The following is a 1,138-nucleotide window of genomic DNA, read 5'->3' on the forward strand; positions in this document are numbered from 1 at the left end:
GCGTGGTATTTTTTGAACTAATTTAGGACTTATTTTTTGAATATTTTTCTCAATTTTTAATAAATTATTAATTGTTTCTAAATTAGAAACTTTAAAACCCTTATAAAAATCATTTCGGGCTAATTTTCCAATTGTATATAATAAAGTTTCATTATTAGCCTGTTTTGTAAAATCAAATATTAATTTATCAGATAAAATCTTTTTACCCGTAACTTGTTTTACAACACTTTCTAAGTTATTAGCAGTTATTACACCTAATTTTTCAAGTAATTTAGTTTCTTTTGCTAATTTTAAAATTCTAGTTGTACGAGCAGCACGCGTTAATTTACCAATTCCACCAATTGCTGGTAACAAATTTAAGGCAGTACTTTTTGTTGTAACTTCTGATGTTAATGTATCGTATATTTGATTTACGGCAAAATCGGTTGCTGTTTCTACTCCAAACGAGATAAATGCTGCGGCAAAATTAGATAATCCCGCACCAAGGCCAATAGCAGATGCTACACCACCAGTTAAAAATGATAAACCAAGGGCTAAAACTTGAATTCCTAAAAATTCTAATAACTGTAAACCAAAACTTTTTTCTTGTTGTTGGATTGACAATCTAGTTGGATTTTTTTTAACAGCATAAATAAGAGCTGTTTTAGATGTTCCAATTGGCATATTTACCAAACGAAAAAGTACTATTTTTTAGTACTATTAAGAATTTTTAATTCTAACATCAATCGGATTTGTTTGACCAGTAGCATTGTTTTTACCTTCAATTTGAACTTCAACAGTTTTATCATTTGTAATATTAATTGGTCAATCTTCACCTTTACTTTCAATAAAATAATTGAAATCACTTTCAGTTAAAGAACTATCTACTGCTTTTACCGCTTTTAAAACAACATCTTTAAATTGTGATTTTAATTGTTCGATTGTTGCTTTTGTTGGGTCTGTTACATGAATAGTTGGTTTATCTAATTTATTAATTTTACTAATATCAATTTTTGTAACAATATGTTTAATAATTCCTTTGGGTTCAACTACTGCTCCGCCTAAATATAAAACTCTTTCCATAATCAAAGTATTACCCATTCCAGTACCTAACGCAGCAGCACCAACTCTTAACGGAGTATGGTCTTTTTTGCGTAAA

Annotated in this window: 2 protein-coding genes; both read right to left on the reverse strand. The window is 28.6% G+C overall.

Going from position 1 to position 1,138, the window contains the following annotated elements:
- Positions 1 to 663: hypothetical protein (locus tag D9R21_RS06660; RefSeq protein WP_148108892.1), on the reverse strand; the 663-nt coding region annotated here is incomplete at its 3' end.
- Positions 664 to 699: 36 nt separating this feature from the next.
- Positions 700 to 1,138, reverse strand: a 439-nt coding sequence (locus D9R21_RS07700; RefSeq protein ID WP_158613988.1) for a hypothetical protein, incomplete at its 5' end; no start/stop codon positions are given.

Source organism: Spiroplasma endosymbiont of Megaselia nigra, assembly GCF_003987485.1.
GTDB lineage: Bacteria > Bacillota_I > Bacilli_A > Mycoplasmatales > Mycoplasmataceae > Spiroplasma.